At 71.9% G+C, this 16821-nt stretch carries 17 protein-coding genes; all 17 read left to right on the top strand.

The window, feature by feature from the left end:
• Window positions 1-2256, top strand: coding sequence for an ATP-dependent DNA helicase RecG (locus BJ993_RS02320; protein WP_179647579.1), 2256 nt, complete (start codon window positions 1-3; stop codon window positions 2254-2256).
• The gene (rsmD, locus tag BJ993_RS02315) at window positions 2253-2852 is read left to right on the top strand and encodes a 16S rRNA (guanine(966)-N(2))-methyltransferase RsmD (protein ID WP_179647578.1); all 600 of its coding nucleotides are present in this window, start codon (window positions 2253-2255) and stop codon (window positions 2850-2852) included. The genes BJ993_RS02320 and rsmD overlap by 4 nt, the downstream gene beginning before the upstream one ends.
• A complete protein-coding gene (coaD, locus tag BJ993_RS02310) occupies window positions 2849-3346 on the top strand; it encodes a pantetheine-phosphate adenylyltransferase (RefSeq protein ID WP_036546810.1) in 498 nt (165 codons plus the stop codon). The genes rsmD and coaD overlap by 4 nt, the downstream gene beginning before the upstream one ends.
• A gap of 69 nt (window positions 3347-3415) precedes the next feature.
• Entirely contained in the window at window positions 3416-3970 is a 555-nt protein-coding gene (locus BJ993_RS02305) for a YceD family protein (RefSeq protein WP_218864844.1), read from the top strand.
• 42 nt (window positions 3971-4012) lie between these two features.
• On the top strand, window positions 4013-4198 hold the full coding sequence (rpmF, locus tag BJ993_RS02300) for a 50S ribosomal protein L32 (protein ID WP_028655951.1): 186 nt from the start codon (window positions 4013-4015) through the stop codon (window positions 4196-4198).
• Complete coding sequence (gene rnc / locus BJ993_RS02295; protein WP_444547288.1) at window positions 4140-4952, top strand: ribonuclease III; 813 nt, start codon at window positions 4140-4142, stop codon at window positions 4950-4952. The genes rpmF and rnc overlap by 59 nt, the downstream gene beginning before the upstream one ends.
• Window positions 4953-4956: 4 nt before the next feature.
• Window positions 4957-5814, top strand: coding sequence for a bifunctional DNA-formamidopyrimidine glycosylase/DNA-(apurinic or apyrimidinic site) lyase (mutM, locus tag BJ993_RS02290; RefSeq protein ID WP_179647577.1), 858 nt, complete (start codon window positions 4957-4959; stop codon window positions 5812-5814).
• Between the two features lie 139 nt (window positions 5815-5953).
• Entirely contained in the window at window positions 5954-6151 is a 198-nt protein-coding gene (locus BJ993_RS02285) for a hypothetical protein (protein ID WP_036546804.1), read from the top strand.
• A 158-nt stretch (window positions 6152-6309) separates the two neighbouring features.
• Entirely contained in the window at window positions 6310-7596 is a 1287-nt protein-coding gene (locus BJ993_RS02280; protein ID WP_308645452.1) for an MFS transporter, read from the top strand.
• Between the two features lie 64 nt (window positions 7597-7660).
• Window positions 7661-11257 carry a chromosome segregation protein SMC gene (gene smc, locus BJ993_RS02275; protein ID WP_179647576.1) on the top strand — a complete coding sequence of 1199 codons (3597 nt, stop codon included), beginning with the start codon at window positions 7661-7663 and terminating at the stop codon, window positions 11255-11257.
• On the top strand, window positions 11254-11715 hold the full coding sequence (locus BJ993_RS02270) for an acyl-CoA thioesterase (protein WP_308645451.1): 462 nt from the start codon (window positions 11254-11256) through the stop codon (window positions 11713-11715). The genes smc and BJ993_RS02270 overlap by 4 nt, the downstream gene beginning before the upstream one ends.
• Window positions 11716-11832: 117 nt before the next feature.
• Window positions 11833-12021, top strand: a complete 189-nt coding sequence (locus BJ993_RS02265; RefSeq protein WP_036546795.1) for a hypothetical protein — start codon at window positions 11833-11835, stop codon at window positions 12019-12021.
• Window positions 12022-12114: 93 nt separating this feature from the next.
• Window positions 12115-13263: a signal recognition particle-docking protein FtsY gene (ftsY, locus tag BJ993_RS02260; protein WP_179647575.1), complete on the top strand. Its 1149-nt coding sequence runs from the start codon at window positions 12115-12117 to the stop codon at window positions 13261-13263.
• Window positions 13264-13378: 115 nt separating this feature from the next.
• A complete protein-coding gene (locus tag BJ993_RS02255; protein ID WP_036546789.1) occupies window positions 13379-14692 on the top strand; it encodes an ammonium transporter in 1314 nt (437 codons plus the stop codon).
• Between the two features lie 18 nt (window positions 14693-14710).
• Complete coding sequence (locus BJ993_RS02250; protein ID WP_036546785.1) at window positions 14711-15049, top strand: P-II family nitrogen regulator; 339 nt, start codon at window positions 14711-14713, stop codon at window positions 15047-15049.
• 94 nt (window positions 15050-15143) lie between these two features.
• Window positions 15144-16481, top strand: a complete 1338-nt coding sequence (locus BJ993_RS02245; RefSeq protein ID WP_179647574.1) for an ammonium transporter — start codon at window positions 15144-15146, stop codon at window positions 16479-16481.
• The gene (locus tag BJ993_RS02240) at window positions 16478-16816 is read left to right on the top strand and encodes a P-II family nitrogen regulator (RefSeq protein WP_036546782.1); all 339 of its coding nucleotides are present in this window, start codon (window positions 16478-16480) and stop codon (window positions 16814-16816) included. The genes BJ993_RS02245 and BJ993_RS02240 overlap by 4 nt, the downstream gene beginning before the upstream one ends.
• Window positions 16817-16821 lie beyond the last annotated feature (5 nt).

The following is a 16821-nucleotide window of genomic DNA, read 5'->3' as shown; positions in this document are numbered from 1 at the left end:
GTGGCGATCACCTTCGACTCACCGCTGACCGCCGTCCTCGGGGCGGCCAAGCCGGCGCAGCGCAAGAAGTTCGAGGACGGACTCGGGCTGCGCACGGTCGGCGACCTGCTGCGCCACTTCCCGCGGCGCTACCTCGAGACCGGCTCCCTGACGCGGGTCTCCGACCTCCGCATCGGCCAGCTGCTGTGCGTGGTGGGCGAGATCGCTGGGTCCACGACCCACCGCTACACCGATCGTCGTACCGGCCGGCCGGCGTACCGGGTCGAGGCCACCCTCCGCACGGGCGGCCCCAGCCTCACGATGACCTTCTTCGCGAAGACCGCGCACATGGCCGAGTGGCACGCCAGCCGCGTCGCGATCGGCAACCGCGGCGTCTTCCTCGGCAAGGCCGGGCGCTTCCGCGACCAATGGCAGCTGACCAACCCGCAACTGAGCATCTTCGGGATGACCGACGACGGCGACGAGGACAGCGCCGTGCAGGAGGTCCTCGAGTTCGGGGCGCTCTACCCGATCTACCCCCTCACCAAGGGCCTGCAGACCTGGGACGTCGCCCGCGCGGTGAAGTTCGCCCGCGAGGTCGTCGGCGAGGTGCCCGAGGTGCTGCCCGCCCCCGTGCGCGAGGAGTACGACGTCGCAGGCATCGCCGACGCCTACGAGTGGGTGCACCGGCCGGAGGACCGCGAGCAGGTCGCGCGTGCCCACCACCGGTTCCGCTTCGAGGAGGCGCTGGTCACCCAGCTCGTGCTCGGCCGTCGACGCCGGGCGGTCCGCGAGCAGGGCGCGACGGTCCGCGACGGCGGTGACGGCGCGGTCCTCGCGGCCTTCGACGAGCGGATGCCCTTCGAGCTCACCGCGGGGCAGGCGTCGGTCGGCAAGGAGATCGACCACGACCTCGCCCAGCCGCACCCGATGAACCGGCTCCTCCAGGGCGAGGTCGGCTCGGGCAAGACCCTCGTCGCGCTCCGGGCCATGCTGCGCGTGGTCGACTCGGGCGGCCAGGCGGCGCTGCTCGCGCCGACCGAGGTGCTCGCCCAGCAGCACTACCGCTCGATCGTCACCATGCTCGGCGAGCTCGCCGAGGGCGGCACCATCTTCGGCTCCGGTGCCGGCACGCGCGTCGAGCTGTTGACCGGCTCCATGAACAAGTCCCAGCGCACGGGCCCGCTCTCGCGGATCGCCAGCGGTGAGGCCGGCATCGTGATCGGCACCCACGCGCTGCTCCAGGACAACGTCTTCTTCGCCGACCTCGGCCTGGTGGTCGTCGACGAGCAGCACCGCTTCGGCGTCGAGCAGCGCGCTGCGCTCACCGACAAGGCGGCCAGCCCGCCGCACCTGCTGGTGATGACCGCGACCCCCATCCCGCGCACGGTCGCGATGACCGTCTTCGGCGACCTCGAGACCTCGACGCTCACCGAGCTGCCCGCCGGTCGGGCGCCGATCCAGACCAACCTGGTCCCGCTCGCCGAGCAGCCCGCGTGGCTCGCCCGGGTCTGGGAGCGCGTCCGGGAGGAGGTCGGCAAGGGCCACCAGGTCTACGTCGTGTGCCCGCGCATCTCCGGTGACGAGGCCGAAGCCGGCCAGGTGGACGTCGTCGACCTCCCCGACGACGACGCGGGGGAGGGGGAGGAGGTGCGGCCCCGTCCGCCCGCCGCGGCCGTCGAGGACGTCGTCCAGCGGTTGTCGTCCGGCGCGCTGGAGGGCCTCCGGATCGGCCGCCTGCACGGTCGCCTGCCCGCCGACGAGAAGGACGCCACGATGCGGGCTTTCGCCGCGGGCGACATCGACGTCCTCGTCTCGACGACCGTCATCGAGGTCGGTGTCGACGTCGCCAACGCCACCGCGATGGTCATCCTCGACGCCGACCGGTTCGGCGTCTCGCAGCTCCACCAGCTGCGTGGCCGGGTCGGTCGTGGCGGCCTGCCCGGCCTGTGCCTGCTGGTCACCCACGCCGACGCAGAGTCGCCCGCCCGCGAGCGGCTCGACGCCGTCGCCGCGACCACCGACGGCTTCGCGCTCAGCCGGGTCGACCTGGAGATGCGCCGCGAGGGCGACGTCCTCGGCGCCTCGCAGGCCGGGCGCCGCTCCAGCCTGGTCAACCTGCGGGTGCTGCGCGACGAGGACACGATCCTCGCCGCCCGGGAGGCCGCCGAGGGCCTGCTCGACGTCGACACCGACCTGGGCCAGGCTCCCGGTCTCGCCGCCGCCGTGCGCGACCTGGAGCTGTCGCAGCAGGCCGAGTTCGTGGACAAGTCGTGACCCGCATCATCGCCGGCCGCGCCGGCGGCCGCCGCCTGCAGACGCCCAAGGGCGACCAGACCCGACCCACGAGCGACCGTGTCCGCGAGGCGCTGTTCTCCGCGATCGAGTCCTGGTCGGGCTCGCTGCACGACCTGCGCTTCCTCGACCTGTACGCCGGGTCCGGGGCGATCGGGCTGGAGGCCTGGTCCCGCGGCGCGGCGGCCGTGACCCTCGTGGAGTCCGACCGGCGCACCGCCGACCTGATCCGGGCCAATGCCCGCAGCGTCGGGTGCGACGTGGCCGAGGTGGTGGCCCGCTCGGTGGCCGCCGTGCTCGCCGAGACCGCGCGGTCGTCGTACGACCTCGTCTTCGCGGACCCGCCGTACCCGCTCAGCGACGAGGCGGTCGCCACGGACCTCGCCCTCCTCGCGGCCCAGGGCTGGCTGTCGGACGGGGCGCTGGTGGTCGTGGAGCGCTCCCGCCGCAGCCCGGAGCCGACGTGGCCTCGGGGCCTGGAGCCGCTGGCCGGCAAGCGACGCCAGAAGAAGTACGGCGAGACCACGCTGTGGCTGGCGGAGGCCGCCTCGGAGCCGACCGATAGCCTCGCCCCATGACCCGCGCGGTGTGTCCCGGCTCCTTCGACCCGGTCACCAACGGCCACGTCGACATCTTCCGGCGGACGGCTGCCCTCTTCGACGAGCTGGTCGTCGCGACCGGCACCAACATCTCCAAGTCACGGCTGTTCGACCCCGAGGAGCGCCTCGAGATGCTCCGTGAGGCGTGCGCCGACCTGCCCAACGTGACCGTGATGGGCTTCACCGGGCTGATCGTCGACTTCTGCCGCGAGATCGACGCCCAGGCGATCGTGAAGGGCCTGCGCGGCGGCAACGACTACGAGTACGAGCTGCCGATGGCGCAGATGAACGCCCACCTCACCGGGGTGGAGACGGTGTTCGTGCCGACCACGGCCAGCCTCGGCTACGTCTCCTCCAGCCTGGTCAAGGAGGTGGCCTCCCTCGGGGGTGACATCTCCGGTCTCGTGCCCCCCGCGGTCCAGGCCCGGCTGACCGCGAAGCTGGCCTCTCGCACGACGGGACGGGGTGAGTGATTTGGAGCCGTCCCACACGCCCCACTACAGTTGCTCCGATCTGTTGTGCCCGGACCTGGAAGTGATCATCTGAACGGCCTGGACCCGAGAGCGCCGCTCGTGCTCGATACTCGCGAGCTCGGCCGCCGCCCGGGGTCCCAGCGTGAGGTGTCGCGGACAGTGCCGGCTCCAGCAGATCTGGGCATCGAAGTCCTCTCCGTTCCCGAGGGCGCGCCGGTCGAGCTCGACCTGCGCCTGGAGGCGGTCATGGAAGGCGTGCTCGTCACCGGGACGGCCTCGGCCGTGCTGGAGGGTGAGTGCGCACGGTGCCTGGAGCCGATCCACGACGAGCTCGAGGTGACGTTCCAGGAGCTGTTCGTCTACGACGACATCCGGGACTCCGCGGAGGCGGAGGAGGACGACGAGGTCAGCATGCTGCAGGACGACCTGGTCGACCTGGAGCCGCTGCTGCGGGATGCGGTGGTGCTCGCACTGCCGTTCCAGCCCTTGTGCCAGGACGACTGTCCCGGGTTGTGCCCCGAGTGCGGGGTGCGACTCATCGACGAGCCGGACCACGCGCACGAGGCGCCGATCGACCCGCGGTGGGCGGCACTGACCAAGCTCGAGCAAGACCCCACAGACTGACGAGCGCTCGACCCCGAGCGCACCCGAACCAAGGAGAAGACAGTGGCTGTTCCGAAGCGGAAGATGTCGCGCAGCAACACGCGTCACCGTCGTTCGCAGTGGAAGGCTGTCGCCCCGTCGCTGGTGACCTGCGCCAACCCGGCCTGCGGCGCCAAGCACCTGCCGCACCGTGCCTGCGGCACCTGCGGTCAGTACGGCGCGCGCGCCGACCGCCGCCAGGTCCTCTGACCTGACCCACCTGCGTCAGGCCGACGGCATCACTGCCTACGACGAGCTGCGACGAGCGCTCGGGGATCCCACGCTGGACCCCGAGCTGCTCGACCGCGCCCTGACGCACCGCTCCTACGCCTACGAGAACGGTGGTCTTCCGACCAACGAGAGGCTGGAGTTCCTCGGCGACTCGGTGCTCGGCGTCGTGGTCACCGAGACGCTGTACCGAGTCCACCCCGACCTCTCCGAGGGTCGGCTGGCCAAGCTGCGCGCGGCCGTGGTCAACGCTCGTGCGCTCGCCGGCGTGGCCCGCGAGATCGGCCTCGGCGCCCACATCAAGCTGGGGCGCGGCGAGGAGGCCACCGGTGGCCGCGACAAGGCGTCGATCCTGTCCGACACGGTCGAGGCCGTGATCGGCGCGATCCACCTCAGCGGCGGCATCGAGGTCTCCTCGGTCGTCGTCCACCGGCTCTTCGACCCGCTCATCGAGGCAGCCTCGGCGCTCGGCGCCGGCCTGGACTGGAAGACCTCCCTCCAGGAGCTCGCGGCCGACCAGAGCCTCGGCGTGCCGGAGTACGTCATCGAGGACGACGGCCCCGACCACATGAAGACCTTCGTCGCCCAGGTGCGCGTCGGCGACAAGCTCTACGGCAACGGCCACGGCCGCTCCAAGAAGGAAGCCGAGCAGGGCGCCGCCGAGACCGCCTACGGCGAGATCGCCGCAGCGCTCGGCCTCGACGCCAACGGCCGCCCGCTCGCCGCGGGCAGCTGAGCCCTTGCCCGAGCTCCCCGAGGTCGAGGTAGTCCGGGCCGGCCTCGAGCGCCACGTCACCGGCGCCACGATCACGCTCGTCGACGTCCTCCACGACCGTCCCGTACGCCGCCACCCCGGCGGCGCCTCCGGCTTCGCCGCGGCCCTGACCGGCCGCCGGATCGAGGGCGCCCGCCGCCGCGGGAAGTACCTCTGGCTCCCCTTGGACAACGGCGACGCGATCCTGGGCCACCTCGGCATGAGCGGCCAGATGCTCGTCCAGCCGGTCGACGCCCCGGCCGAGCGGCACCTGCGCGTCCGCTTCGCGCTCGCCGGCACCGACCACGGTCGTGAGCTGCGCTTCGTCGACCAGCGGATGTTCGGCGGTCTGTCGGTCTCCGCGGGCGGCGCCGAGCTGCCGCACGAGATCGCGCACATCGCCCGTGACCCGCTCGACCCGGAGTTCGACGACGCGGCCTTCATCGCGCGGCTGCGCAAGCGCACCTCGGGCGTGAAGCGGCTGCTGCTCGACCAGGGCCTGGTCTCCGGCGTCGGCAACATCTACGCCGACGAGGCGCTGTGGCGCACGGGGCTCCACGGCGAGCGGCCGGGGGACCGGCTGACCCGCGCCCAGGCCGTGGCCCTGCTGGGCCACGCCCGCGCCGTGATGACCGAGGCGCTCGGCCAGGGCGGCACGTCCTTCGACGCGCTCTACGTCAACGTCAACGGCGAGTCCGGCTACTTCGACCGCTCCCTGCACGCCTACGGCCGTGAGAACCAGCCGTGCGACCGGTGCGGGACGCCGATCCGCCGCGTGGCCTTCATGAACCGGTCGTCGTACTTCTGCCCGAAGTGCCAGCCGGTGCCGCGACGGCGCCACTGATCCTGCGCCACTGAGCCGGCGTCGCTGAACAGGTGTCCGGACAGGCCTCCGCGCGTTTGACCGGGGGCGTGTGAAGTGGGACTCTTGGAGACGGCCCCCACCCCCGGGCCAGACCTCACGAACCGGAAGGCTCAACTTCATGGCCAAGGCGCTGATCGGTCACCTGAACAGCGACCTCCGCGACCCCCGTCTCGCGGTCGAGAACGCTCGACTCCGCAACCGGGTCGCTGAGCTGGAGTCCCTCGTCCTCCGTCTGTCGGAGGAGAACGACAAGCTGATGTCGGCCCGTGCTGCCGAGATCCTCACGGGCGACGCTGCGGAGATGCAGCCCGCCTGAGTCACTGACTCCCGACGGCGGCCTGGCCGCCGTCACCAGGTGAACCACCACCACGACACGAACCACGTCGCCCCGACGGGCGAGCGTGGTTCGTCCGCTTTTCTCGTGCGGAAATCCGGTGGCGCCAGGCCCCGTACGACGCCTAACGTCTCGTCCTCGTGAGCCGGATCGTCGAAGCAGTCGCGCCGGCCCGCCTCGGACCGGACTTCCGGCGACTGATGGCCTCGACCTGGGTGAGCAACCTGGGCGACGGGATCGCCCTCGCGGCCGGCCCGCTGCTGGTCGCCTCGCAGACCCGCTCGCCGGCGCTGGTGTCGATGGCGATGCTGCTCGTGGGGCTGCCGTGGCTGCTGTTCGGCCTGCTGGCCGGCGCGGTCGCCGACCGGGTCGACCGCAAGCGGATGGTCGTCCTCGCGAACTCCCTGCGGATGGTCGTGCTGGGCGCCCTGGTCGCCTCGATCCTCACCGACGTGGTCAGCATCGCGGTCGTCCTCGTCGCGATGTTCCTGCTCGGGACGGCCGAGGTGTTCGCGGACACCGCCTACCGCACCTTCCTGCCGATGCTGGTCACCAAGCCGGACCTGGGCATCGCGAACGCGCGCCTGCAGGCAGGCTTCATCACGCTCAACCAGTTCGCCGGGGCGCCGGTCGGCGCGGCACTGTTCGCGGTCGGGATGGCGGTGCCCTTCGGCGTCCAGATCGTGTGCGGGCTGCTGGCCGTCGTCCTCGTGTCCCGGATCGCGCTGCCGCCGGGACCGGTGCGCGGCGAGGTCGACACGCACGTCCTGCGCGACATCGGTGACGGCCTGCGGTGGCTGATGGGACACCCTCCGGTGCGGACGCTGGCGCTCGTCATCGTCACCTTCAACGTCACCTGGGCGGCGGCCTGGTCGATCCTCGTCCTCTACTCGCTCGACGTGCTGCACATGGGCGCGGTCGGCTACGGCCTGCTGACCACCGCGTCGGCGGCCGGGGGACTGGTCGGCACCTTCGCCTTCGGCTGGCTCGAGCGGCACGTCCCGCTGGCGACGCTGATGCGCACCTGCCTCGCGCTGGAGGTCGTCATGCACCTCGGCTTCGCGGTCACGAAGGTGGCGTGGGTCGCGGTGCTGATCATGTTCGGCTTCGGCGTCTACGCCTTCGTCTGGGGCACCCTGTCGCAGGCGGTGCGGCAGCGGGCCGTCCCGACCGAGTTCCAGGGCCGGGTCGGCTCGGTCTACAGCGTCGCGATCTTCGGCGGCATCGTCGTCGGCAGCGCGCTCGGCGGTCAGATCGCCCAGCACGGCGGCATCACGGCGCCCTTCTGGTTCGCCTTCGTCGGCTCCGGGATCACGCTCCTGCTGGTGTGGCGCCAGCTGGGCCACATCGCACACGTCGACGAGGCCCACCACGACGGGCACGATGGCGACACACGGGTGCAGGACTCGGACCCGATGGCGGGGTAGCCTGAGACCGCCGAGCTTCCCCCTGCGTCGGACCGGACCTGACGGACCCCTGAAGGGAGCCTGCGTGTATCTGAAGAGCCTGACCCTCAAGGGGTTCAAGTCCTTCGCGTCCGCCACGACCCTCCAGCTCGAGCCGGGCATCACCTGCATCGTCGGGCCCAACGGCTCGGGCAAGTCCAATGTCGTCGACGCCCTCGCCTGGGTGATGGGCGAGGCCAGCGCCAAGAGCCTGCGCGGCGGCAAGATGGACGACGTCATCTTCGCCGGTACGTCGGGGCGTCCGCCGCTCGGGCGGGCCGAGGTCGTGCTGACGATCGACAACAGCGACGGTGCCCTGCCGATCGACTACTCCGAGGTCACGATCAGCCGGACCATGTTCCGCACCGGCGGCTCGGAGTACGCCATCAACGGCACCACCTGCCGGCTGCTCGACGTCCAGGAGCTGCTCAGCGACTCCGGCATCGGGCGCGAGATGCACGTCATTGTCGGCCAGGGCCAGCTCGACCAGATCCTGCACGCGACCCCCGAGGACCGCCGCGGCTTCATCGAGGAGGCCGCCGGCGTCCTCAAGCACCGCAAGCGCAAGGAGAAGGCGCTGCGGAAGCTCGACTCCACCGACGGCAACCTCAACCGCCTCAACGACCTGCTGAGCGAGATCCGCCGCCAGCTCAAACCGCTCGGCCGCCAGGCCGAGGTGGCCCGCCGCGCAGCGACGGTGCAGGCCGACGTCCGCGACGCCCGCGCCCGCCTGCTCGCCGACGACCTGGTGACCGCGCGGACCTCGCTGGAGCAGGAGCTCGCCGACGAGAGCGTGCTGCTCGCCCGCCGCCAGGAGGTCGAGGCGGCCGTCGCCCAGGCGCGCGAGCAGGAGGCCCGGCTCGAGGCCGCGCTGCGGGAGGACCTGCCCGCGCTGTCCGCTGCCCAGGAGACCCTGTCGTCCCTCAACGCCCTGCGCGAGCGTTTCCGCGGCACCCAGAGCCTCGCCGCCGAGCGGGTGCGCAACGCCGCCGGTGTCACCGAGGCCGAGGTCGAGCAGGGGCGCGACCCCGAGGAGCTCGAGGCCGAGGCCGCCCGGCTCGCCGCCCAGGAGGCGGAGATCGCCGCCCAGGTCGCCGAGCAGCAGGCTGCGCTCGAGAAGGCGGTCCAGGACCGTCGTAAGGCGGAGGACGCCGCGGCCACCGAGGAGCGGCGCGTCGCGGGGCTGCTCCGCGCCGCCGCCGACCGCCGCGAGGGCCTCGCCCGGCTGCACGGCCAGGTCAACACACTCCGCTCCCGCGCCACCTCCTCGGAGGAGGAGATCGGCCGGCTGGAGGCCGCCCGCACCGACGCGGTCGCCCGCGCCGAGAAGTCCCAGCGTGACTTCACCGCGCTCGAGACCCGGGTCGCCGGCCTCGACGCCGGCGAGGAGGGCCTTGACGCCGAGCACGAGGGTGCCGTCGCCGCGCTCGACGACATCGAGGAGCGCCTGGCCAAGGTCCGCGAGGAGGCCCAGCAGGCCGACCGCGACAAGGCCGGACTGACCGCGCGCAAGGAGGCCCTCGAGCTGGGCCTGTCCCGCAAGGACGGCGCTGGCGCGCTGCTCGCGGCCAGCGACACCGTCTCCGGCCTGCTCGGCTCCGTCGCCGCGCTCGTGACGGTCCGCTCCGGCTACGAGGGCGCGGTCGCCGCCGCCCTCGGCGCCGCCGCCGACGCGGTCGCCGTCACCGATGCCGACTCCGCCGTCGCCGCCATCGACCACCTCAAGGCCGACGACCTGGGCCGCGCCGGCCTGCTGCTCGGCGGGGGAGAGGCCGAGGCCGTCTCGTCGTGGCCCGCGCTCCCGCCCGGGACGTCGTACGCCGCCGACGTCGTCGACTGCCCCGCCCAGGTCCGCCCGGCGCTCAACCGGCTGCTGCGCAAGGTCGCGGTCGTCGACGACCTGCCCGGCGCCCGCGCCCTCGTCGCCGACCTGCCCGACCTGGTCGCGGTCACCCGCGACGGCGACCTGCTCGGCGCCCACTTCGCCTCTGGCGGGTCCCACGCCACCCAGAGCCTGATCGAGGTCCAGGCCGCCGTCGACGAGGCGACCGAGCAGCTCGCCGAGGCCGTGGCCGCCTCCGAGCGGCTGTCCTTCGACCTCTCCCGGCTCGAGAACGAGCGCGCCGAGGCGCAGCAGCGCGTCGACGTCGCGCTCGCCAAGCTCCACGAGTCCGACGCCACCCTGGCCGCGGTCGCCGAGGAGCTCGGCCAGCACGGCTCGCTGGCCCGCGCCGCCCGGGCCGAGGCCGACCGCCTCACGGCCGCCATCAGCCAGGCCGAGACCGCCCGCGAGCAGGCGCTCGTCGGCCTCGCCGAGCTCGAGCAGCGGCTCGCCGCCGCCGAGGAGGACGGTGGCGAGGAGGAGCCCGACACCACCGAGCAGGAGCGCCTCGTCGAGGCCACCCGCGCCGCCCGCCAGACCGAGATGGAGGCGCGCCTGGCGCTGCGCACCTCGGAGGAGCGGGCTCGCGCACTGCACGGCCGCGTCGACCAGATGCGCAAGGCCGCCGAGGCCGAGCGGGTCGCCCGCGCCCGCGCCGCCGAGCGTCGCGCCCGGTTGATCGCCGAGGGCCGGGCCGGTCAGGCGGTCGCCACGGCGGCGGCGTACGCCCTGACGCGGCTGGAGGCCTCCGTCGCGCAGGCGGCCGAGCGCCGGCAGGCCGTCGAGGACTCGCGCCGCGGCCGCGAGCAGGAGCTGATGGGTGTGCGGCAGGCGCTGCGCGACCTCGGCAAGGAGCTCGAGGAGCTGGTCAGCTCGGTCCACCGCGACGAGATGGCCCGTGCCCAGCAGCGGATGCGGATCGAGCAGATCGAGACGAAAGCGCTCGAGGAGCTCGGCCTGGAGCCCGACGGCCTCGTCGCTGACTACGGCCCCGACCAGCCGGTCCCCGTGCTGGAGCCGCCCGCCGACGGCGACGCAGCCGCGGACGCCGAGGCGGAGGCCGCGGACGGCGCCGAGCCCGAGCCGCGCACGGTGCCCTACGTCCGCGAGGAGCAGGTCAAGCGCCTGCGGACCGCCGAGAAGGCGCTGTCCATGCTCGGCAAGGTCAACCCGCTCGCGCTGGAGGAGTTCTCCGCGATGGAGGAGCGCCACCAGTTTCTCTCCGAGCAGCTCGAGGACCTGCGCCAGACCCGCAAGGACCTCCTCGACATCGTCAAGGACGTCGACGCCCGCGTCGAGGCGGTCTTCACCGAGGCCTACGCCGATGTGACCAAGGCGTTCGACCAGACCTTCGCGCGCCTCTTCCCGGGTGGCGAGGGACGCCTCGTCCTCACCGACCCGTCCGACATGCTCACCACCGGCGTCGAGGTCGAGGCCCGCCCGCCGGGCAAGAAGGTCAAGCGCCTCTCGCTGCTCTCCGGCGGTGAGCGGTCCCTGGTCGCCGTCGCCTTCCTGGTGGCGCTCTTCAAGGCCCGGCCCTCGCCGTTCTACATCCTCGACGAGGTCGAGGCCGCCCTGGACGACACCAACCTCGGCCGCCTGCTGGAGATCTACGAGGAGCTGCGCGAGAACTCCCAGCTCCTCGTGATCACCCACCAGAAGCGCACCATGGAGGTCGGCGACGCGCTCTACGGCGTCACCATGCGCGGCGACGGCGTCTCGGCCGTGATCAGCCAGCGGCTCCGCAAGGAGACCGCGTGACCGACGGCGTGAAGACCGAGGCGGACCGGAGCCGGCCGACCCGGTCGTCGTACAAGGCATGGCGCACGGCGACCACGCGGTGGTCCGACGACGACGTCTACGGCCACCTCAACAACGCCCGCTACTTTGACCTGATCGACACCGCGGTCAACGTCCACCTCCACGAGGAGACCGGCACCGACATCCGCGTCCTGCCGGCGATCGGAGTGGTGGCCGAGGTGTCCTGCCGCTACTTCGCCGAGATGGGCTACCCCCGCCCGATCGAGATGGGTCTGGCGGTCGAGCGTCTCGGCACCTCGTCGGTCGTCTACCGCGTCGGCCTGTTCCAGGGTGACGGCGACGAGGCCTGTGCGGAGGGCCGGTTCGTGCACGTGTACGTCGACAACACCGACCCTGCGCGGCCGGTCACCCCGATCCCGGACGTGATCCGCGCGGCCGTCGCGCCGCTCGTGGTGTGACTCCGGTTGTGACGTCGGTCGCTCCGTGACCGGATCGGGCCACGCCGGTTCACGATCGGTGCGGTCCGCGAGGCAGGATGGAGAGGACAGACCGATCCCTGCTCGGAGGAGTCGACCGTGCTTTTCGTCCTGCTGGCCATCCTGCTCAGCCTCGCCGTGTCCGGCGTCGTGGTCCTCTACGTGGCCTACCCGCACCGCGGCGAGCAGGTCCCCGGCGTCCCGTGGCTCGGCGACGCGATGGCGAAGGCCGTCGACGCCGCTCCGGTGATCGAGGACGAGGAGCGCGACCTGCTGCGCATGCAGTAGTCCCTCCGGCGGTCGAGGAGGTCGCGCAGCGACCGTCACGAGACCCCCGCACGCGATTGCCGGACTGTGCCGACGGCGTGATGGGATGGGTCCATGCAGGAGTGGATCTACCTGGTCATCGGCATCGCCGTCGTCGGCGTGCTCGCGATCGCCGGCTTCGTCACCACGCGGGTACGACGCCCGGGCGGCCTCCCCGAGAAGGCAAGCACCGACGTCATCACCCCGGCGCCGTCCACCACGGTCGAGGCGCCGACGGCACCACCGACCGTCGAGGTCGAGACCCCCGAGGCTCCGGCCGAGCCGGCGGCCCCGACCCTCGAGACGCCGGAGAAGCCGGCCTCCCGCCTGGTCCGCCTGCGCCAGCGCCTCGCCGGCTCCAACGCGTTGGGCCGCGGCCTGCTCGGCCTGCTCAGCCGTGACCAGCTCGACGAGGACACCTGGGAGGCCATCGAGGACCTCCTCATCGGTGCCGACATCGGCGTCGCCCCCACCCAGGAGCTGGTCGAGAACCTCCGCACCCGGCTCCGGGTCGAGGGCGGCCAGGCCGCCGACGCCCGCGCCGTGCTGCGCGAGGAGCTGATCAACCTGGTCGACCCGACCATGGACCGCGCGCTGAAGGTCAGCGGCGAGGGCGATGCTCCCGGCGTCGTGCTCGTGGTCGGGGTGAACGGGACCGGCAAGACCACCACCGTCGGCAAGATCGCCCGCATCCTCGTCGCCGACGAACGCACCACGCTGCTCGCCGCCGCCGACACCTTCCGCGCCGCGGCCGCCGACCAGCTGTCCACCTGGGGCGAGCGGGTCGGCGTCGAGGTCGTCCGTGGCCCCGAGGGCGGCGACCCCGCCAGCGTCGCGTTCGACGCCGTCAAGGAGGGCATCGACCGCGGTGTCGACACCGTCGTCGTCGACACCGCCGGCCGCCTGCAGAACAAGCAGGGCCTGATGGACGAGCTCGGCAAGGTCAAGCGGGTCATCGAGAAGCAGACCCCGGTCACCGAGGTCCTGCTCGTCCTCGACGCCACGACGGGCCAGAACGGCCTGATCCAGGCGAAGGTCTTCTCCGAGGTCGTCGACGTCACCGGCATCGCGCTCACCAAGCTCGACGGCTCCGCCAAGGGTGGCATCGTCGTCGCCGTCCAGCGCCAGCTCGGCGTCCCGGTCAAGCTCGTCGGCCTCGGCGAGGGCCCCGACGACCTGGCGCCGTTCGACCCGGCGGCGTTCGTCGACGCGCTGCTGAGCTGAGGCCTCCGGGACGGCGTCCGGCCGTCATGACCCCGTAACGGATCCGGGGAACTCGTTACCTGCCCGAAACACGACCCCTCTGCGGCCGAAACCAACCGCGAGGAACGTTCGGGGCATGGAAAACGGCTACTACACCTGGATGCTGGTGTCGGCCTCGCTCGTCCTCTTGATGACCGCCCCTGGCCTGGCGCTCTTCTACGGCGGCATGAGCCGGACCAAGTCGGTCCTCAACATGCTGATGATGTCGTTCAGCGCCCTCGGCGTCGTCGGCATCGTCTACGCCCTCTGGGGCTGGTCGATGTCGTACAGCACGACATTCGGCGACACCGACGGCGGCTCGGGCAAGGAGATCGCGAAGCTGTTCTCCGACCCGTTCAACCAGTTCGGGCTCGAGAAGACGCTCCCCGACAACTACGTGTTCGTGGCCTTCCAGCTCACCTTCGCGGTGATCACGGCCGCCCTGATCAGCGGTGCGGTCGCCGACCGGCTGAAGTTCTCGGCGTGGCTGGTGTTCCTGCCGATCTGGGTGACCCTCTCCTACTTCCCGCTCGCCCACCAGGTGTGGGGCGGCGGATTCCTCAGCGGTGTCGAGGGCGGCCTCGCCGACTGGCTGTTCTCCGGCCCGGAGGGCGCGGAGGTCGCGCCGATCGACTACGCCGGCGGCACGGTCGTCCACATCAACGCCGGTGTCGCGGGCCTGGTCCTCGCGCTGCTGGTCGGCAAGCGGATCGGCTTCGGCAAGGAGCCCTTCAAGCCGCACAACCTGACCCTCACGATGATCGGTGCCGGCCTGCTGTGGTTCGGCTGGTTCGGCTTCAACGTCGGCTCGATCGTCAACCTCGACGCCTACACGACCGAGACCGGCCTGGTCTGGCTCAACACCACGCTCGCCACCTGCGCCGCGATGCTGGGCTGGCTGCTCGTCGAGAAGCTGCGTGACGGCCACGCCACCTCCCTCGGCGCCGCGTCCGGCGTCGTCGCCGGCCTGGTCGCGATCACCCCGGCCTGCGGCAACCTCGTGCCGTGGAGCTCGATCGTGCTGGGCGCGGTGGCCGGTGGCGTCTGCGCCCTGGCCGTCGGCCTCAAGTACAAGCTCGGGTACGACGACTCGCTGGACGTCGTGGGCGTCCACCTCGTCGGCGGCCTCATCGGCACCATCGGCGTCGGCTTCCTCGCCTCCAACGACGGCGGCCTGCTCACCGGCGGCGGTCCCAAGCAGCTCGTCGTGCAGCTGGTGGTCGCGCTCTACGCGGTCGTCTGGTCGGCGCTCGCCACGCTGGTCGTGGGGCTCGCCATCAAGTTCACGATCGGGCTCCGGCTCGAGGCCGACGACGAGGTCGAGGGCATCGACTTCGTCGAGCACGGCGAGTCCGCCTACGACCTCGGTACCGGCGGTGGCGCCCGTCGTGCCTCGGTCCTCACCCCCTGAAGCGAGAGGTAGAGCCCAATGAAGCTGGTCACGGCAGTCATCAAGCCGCACAAGTGGGAGGACGTCCGCGAGGCCCTCGAGACCTTCGGGGTCACCGGGATGACGGTGAGCGAGGTCAGCGGCTACGGCCGCCAGAAGGGCCACACCGAGGTCTACCGCGGCGCGGAGTACGACATCGCGCTGGTGCCCAAGATCCGGATCGAGATCGTCGTGGACGACGCGGACACCGAGGACATCGTCGGCATCATCACCAAGACGGCCCACACCGGCCGGATCGGTGACGGCAAGGTCTGGGTGAGCCCCGTCGAGACGGTGGTCCGGGTCCGGACCGGCGACAAGGACAACGCGGCGATCTGAGCGCAGCGGGCTCCAGCCGAGCCATTCACCGCCGTGTAACGCGTACCGGGAGACGCGTTACACGGCGGTAACAATGCGCCTCCACAGTTTTCGGATGCCTGAACTGCTCCAGCCCCAGCTCGCGGTGGCCGCGGCCGACACGGCCGCCGGTGACACCGCCTGGCTCCTCGCCGCAGCCGCCTTGGTCCTGCTGATGGCCCCGGGCCTCGCCTTCTTCTACGGCGGCATGGTCCGGTCCAAGAGCGTCCTCAACATGATGATGATGGTCTTCGGCGCGCTCGCCGTCGTGATGGTCGTCTGGGTGCTCGTCGGCTACTCGCTCGCGTTCGGCGACGACCTCGGTGGCGGCCTCGTCGGCGACCCGACCCAGTTCGCCGGGTTCAAGGGGATGCTCGAGGCGGACCCGGAGGCGTCGTACCCGATCACGCTGTTCGCGGCCTTCCAGGGCCTCTTCGCGGTGATCACGGTCGGCCTGATCGCCGGCGCGATCGCGGACCGCACGCGCTTCGGCACCTGGCTGGTCTTCGCCGGGCTATGGACCGTCCTCGTCTACGCGCCGGTCGCGCACTGGATCTTCGACTTCAGCGCCGGCGACCACGTCGGTGGCTGGATGGCCAACCGGCTCGGCGCCCTCGACTTCGCCGGTGGTACGGCGGTCGAGATCAACTCCGGCGCGGCCGGCCTCGCCGCCGCCCTCGTGCTGGGCCGCCGGGTCGGCTTCGGCCGCGACCCGATGAAGCCGCACAACCTGACCCTGGTCATGGTCGGCGCGGGCCTGCTGTGGTTCGGCTGGTTCGGCTTCAACGCCGGCTCGGCGCTCGCCGCCAACAACACCGCCGCCATCGTCTTCGTCAACACGCTGCTCGCGGGCTGCACCGGCCTGCTGGCCTGGCTCGCGGTCGAGCGCTTCCGCGACGGCCACGCGACGTCCTTCGGCGCCGCCTCCGGTGTCGTCGCGGGCCTGGTGGCGATCACGCCCTCGTGCGGCGCGGTCACCCCGATCGGCGCGATGCTCGTCGGCGTCGCGGCCGGTGCGATCTGTGCGCTCGCGGTCGGCCTCAAGTACACCTTCAAGTACGACGACTCGCTCGACGTCGTCGGCGTCCACCTCGTCGGCGGCCTGGTCGGCACGATCATCATCGGCCTGCTGGCCTCCTCGGACGTGACCAGCGTGGACGGCCTGCTCTACGGCGGTGGGGCCGACCAGCTCGGCAAGCAGCTGGTGGCGGCCGGCGCGACCCTCGCGTTCTCGTTCACGATGACCGCGCTCCTCGTGTGGGTGCTCGAGAAGACGATGGGCTTCCGGGTCGACCCCGAGCACGAGGTGGCCGGTGTCGACCTCGTGATCCACGCCGAGACGGCGTACGACCTGCACATCACCGGCGGTGCCCGCCCCCATTTCGGCCCCGGTACTGGAAGCATGCACTCATGAAGCTGATCAGCGCGGTCGTGAAGCCGCACAAGTGGGAGGACGTCCGGCAGGCGCTCGAGGCCGTCGGCGTCAACGGGATGACCGTCAGCGAGGTCAGCGGCTACGGCCGCCAGAAGGGCCACACGGAGGTCTACCGCGGCGCCGAGTACGACATCGCGATGGTGCCGAAGGTGCGCATCGAGATCGTCGCCGACGACCACGACGTCGAGCAGATCGTCGAGACCATCACGAAGGCGGCCCAGACCGGCAAGGTCGGCGACGGCAAGATCTGGGTGACACCGGTCGAGTCCGTCGTCCGGGTGCGCACCGGCGACACCGGCCCGTCGGCCGTCTGACGCCG

Origin of the sequence: Nocardioides aromaticivorans (assembly GCF_013408525.1) — a bacterium.
Taxonomy (GTDB): domain Bacteria; phylum Actinomycetota; class Actinomycetes; order Propionibacteriales; family Nocardioidaceae; genus Nocardioides; species Nocardioides aromaticivorans.
This window is presented reverse-complemented; position numbering and strand designations above follow the sequence as displayed.